Genomic DNA, 3,543 nt, shown 5'->3' with positions numbered 1-3,543 from the left:
CAACAGGCGCTTGCGCGAGAGCAAGATGCTGCGCGAAAAGCACGTCAACCTGTCGATCGAACTCGACAAGGCGCTGAAGCGGGAATCGCAAGCGCGCCACAGGCTCGACGAGCTGTCGGCGGTCCATGCCACCGAAGCAGCGCGGCTGGCGGAGCTGCTGGCGGCGCTCGGCAAGAGCGAGAAAGAGGAGATGCGGCTGCAGAAGTCGCTCGAGGCGGCACAGGCGAAACTGTCGGAAACGACCGAAGCGGCCCACATGATGGAAGGCGACAAGGAAGCCGAGCTGGCTCGCAGCCAGGCGGAAATGCGCGGGTTGAGCTCGGAGATCCAGAACCTGCAATCGCGGCTTGAGCAGGTGTCGAGCGAAAACGGCGAAGCCGCGGGCGAGATCGCCAGGCTCAAGAGCGAACTGAACGATGCTCTGGCCGAAAAGAAGATCGCCGATGAAAGATTGTCCGCGCTGAGCCAGGAGAGCGAAAGCGACAAGATGAGTCTTTCCAAGGTGAACGCCAACCTTTCTCAGCTGACGCTGCAACAGGCGTCCGAACAGATACAGTTCGACGTGCAGAGGCAGGAGTGCGAGGACCTCAAGGCCGAAATCGCCTCGCTCAATGCCCGGATCAAGGAACTGCTGCCCTATGAGCGGCTCCACAAGGCCACCAATGGCAGGCCGCGCGAGGACGGCGTGGTCGAGATGGCCGGGGCGATGGCGAAGAAAGCACGGACGACGGGCAGGCGGCGCATGCGCAGGAATGTCGGCGCCGCCACCTGAAGCGTGTCGCGCCTGAAGGATTCAGGCGACCCGCTTCAGATCCTTCTTTTGTGCATGGGAGGCCGGCACCTCACCCGGAGAGTAAGTCCAATGGGGCACCGGCCAGGCGGATCGACAGGTCCGCCGCACAGACAAGGTAGCGCGCCGCGGTCCCGCACGGCATTGGTGCGATCACGGAAGGTGCCAGCGGCAATTCCCCTGGCTTGTGATTCGAACCCTTGCGACGACCCGCCGGCCGGAGGCTGCAGACACGCCCAGGATAAGATCGCGGGCCGGCCCGGCGCCTTCTCAGTCGAGCGGTTCGTGCTGGTAAAGCTCGTCCATGCTGAGCGAGGCCAGGGCGCCGAAAGGGGCCTGCTTTTTCACGCGGCCGCCGCTCAGGATGACCACGTCGTCGCAGAACGAGATGGTGCTGTGGTGATGGCTGATGACGATGGTCGTGCGGCGGCCGGCTCTCGACTTCAGGGTCTCGACGATGGCCGCTTCCGACAGCCCGTCCACGGCATTGGTGGCCTCGTCCAGGATGAGGAGATCGGGATCGCGCACCAGGGCTCTCGCCAAGGCGATGCGCTGCCTCTGTCCCGCCGACAGATTGATGCCCCTGTAGCCAACCAGGGTCTCGTAGCCCTGAGGCAGCCTTTCGATGAATTCATGCGCTTCGGCCAGTCTTGCGGCGGCCTCGGCATCGCCGGCAGTCGCGGCATCCTGGCCGTAGGTTATGTTTTCGAAAATGCTGCCGTCGACCAGTTCCAGTTCCTGGCTGGCCAGGGCGATGTGCCGGCGCCACTGGCTGGCATCGATCCGGTCGAGCGGCGATCCATCGACGAGGATGTTGCCGGTGTCCGGTTCGACGAAGCGGCACAGGAGATTGACGATCGTCGTCTTGCCGGCGCCCGAGCGGCCGATCAGCGCCGTCGAGCGGCCACCGCGGATCTCGAATGTCGCCGCGTGCAGCACCACCTCGCGCCGGTCCGTGCCGGAGTAGGTGAATGTCACATCGTCGAACTTGATGCCCTGGCGCAGGCCGTGGAATGGCCCGTCCCCTTGCGGCGGTTGCGGCTTGCCTGTGGGATCCAGCAGCCAAGTCACCTCCTCAAGCGATCCGCTCAGGCCTTGCAGCTGGCTCCACGACCCCTGCAGGGCCCGCATATGCGGCTGCAGCCTGTAGAGCAGGATGACGAAGGCAATGATCAGCGGGAAACTCACCTGCGCCAGCCAGGCGCCGATCACCACCGCCAGGAACAGCATGGCGTGGAGAACCTCCGTCAGCGGCGGCAGCGCTCCCTGGCGCACGAGCAGCGCGAAGGAGGCGCGGCGAACCGCATCCGACGCCGTGTCGAACATCGCCTTTTCCCGGTTCTCCTGTCCGAAGATGCGGATCAGCCGTCCGGCATGCACAAGGTGAAGCATCTGCGAGGCGAGGTGGCCGTTGCGCGAGGCGACGCTGCGGCTTGGCTCCTTCAGATTGGCTGAGAGCATGGCGTGCGCGATCTGGACGAGCGCCAGTCCGAGCGTGACCAAAAGCGTCATGCGCCACGAAAGCAGCAGCAGGAAAGCCAGGAGGATGATGGCGGCCGATGCGCTGACGATGGCCGACAGCATGATCTGGATCGCATCGGAAGCCCGCCAGGATTCGTTGGAGATGATGTTGAGCAGGCGTCCGGGGCTCTGCCGCAGGAAGAACGGGTAGCCGACCCGCAACAGCTGCTCCGACAGGGCGCTGCGGATGGAATGGCTTGCCTTGCCGGAGATGAAGGTCGTCAGCAGCGTGTTGGCGAAGGCGAAGACGTTCTTCAGGATGATCGAGCCGAGGATGGCGGCCGAAATGACGATCAGCCGGTCGCGCTCGCTCAAGCCCGATCCGACGTGCTGGAGGACGGCGGAGAAGCCTGCCATTCCGGCGGCATCCCCGTGTCCCATGATGATGCCCAGCAACGGGATGATCAGGCCGATGCCGAACCCTTCGAGGACGGCGCTGACCAGGCCGAGAATCACCACCGCCGGAAGCAGGCGCAGTTGCCGCTTTCCGAACGCCCGGAACAGCATCGGCAGGTTTGGCGGCAGCATTGGCATTACAGCGTTTCACCTCGCCTGGGCATTGGCTTGTTGATCTTGCCGCACCGGTTCGGCCCGCGGCCGTCTGACCAGCAGGAGAACCGCGAACCTGGCCGCGCCGAGCAAATTCATGGCGACGATCGGCCAGTGCGGCAGGTTGAGTTCACGATCGAAGGCGGGTCCTCCCGCCAATTCCCTGAAAGCCCCTCTTGCGGCCCAGTAGAAATGGCGAAGCAGCCAGGGCGCGTGGCGAACATGCTTCAGGCAGAGCCCGCCATTGCCCAGGCTGTAGTCGCGATGCAGCTTTTCGATGGCTTTGCGATCCCGCCGGCCGTGATGGTGGAAAATCGTCATGTCAGGCACATACTCGACCGCGATGCCGAGCAGCATCGCGCGCACGAGGTAATCGGTATCCTCGGCCGACCGCAATGGTCCGCCGGCGCCGAAGCGTTCGTCGAAATAGCCGATGCGGGCCGCTACATCGCGGTGCATCGTCATGTTGCAGCCCAGCACGAAACCGCCGGGATGAACATCTGGCGTCAGCCGCTCGCGCGCCCACGACCGCTTGATGGTGAACGGCAAATCCCTGGCATCGCCAAGCTCGACACGGCCGCCCCGGATGAGCCATTGTTCCCCGGACGCATAGTGTCGCTCCAGATCGCGCAGATAGTCGCGATGGAGCGCGCAGTCGTCGTCGACGAAGACCAGCACACGGC

2 protein-coding genes and 1 pseudogene are annotated in these 3,543 nt (G+C 64.4%); 1 reads left to right on the top strand and 2 read right to left on the bottom strand.

Annotated elements, in window-relative coordinates; translation table 11 throughout:
* Positions 1–772, top strand: a pseudogene (locus tag ENZ74_RS25905) (hypothetical protein); the annotation flags it as partial.
* A 288-nt stretch (positions 773–1,060) separates the two neighbouring features.
* On the opposite strand, the gene ENZ74_RS25900 reads toward ENZ74_RS25905, so the two are convergent.
* Entirely contained in the window at positions 1,061–2,845 is a 1,785-nt protein-coding gene (locus ENZ74_RS25900) for an ABC transporter ATP-binding protein (RefSeq protein WP_063168606.1), read from the bottom strand.
* A gap of 9 nt (positions 2,846–2,854) precedes the next feature.
* On the bottom strand, positions 2,855–3,543 hold a 689-nt coding region (locus tag ENZ74_RS25895), incomplete at its 5' end, for a glycosyltransferase family 2 protein (protein WP_127313075.1).

The sequence above is a fragment of the Mesorhizobium sp. M7A.F.Ca.CA.002.15.2.1 genome (genome assembly GCF_003998715.1).
Taxonomy (GTDB): domain Bacteria; phylum Pseudomonadota; class Alphaproteobacteria; order Rhizobiales; family Rhizobiaceae; genus Mesorhizobium; species Mesorhizobium ciceri.
The sequence above is the reverse complement of the archived record's forward strand: the minus strand, read 5'-3'. Positions and strand labels throughout refer to the sequence as shown.

What these genes read in the sequence shown, in the direction of transcription:
- ENZ74_RS25900 (WP_063168606.1), bottom strand. Translation starts at nt 2,845, where the DNA reads ATGCCAATGCTGCCGCCAAACCTGCCGATGCTGTTCCGGGCGTTCGGA.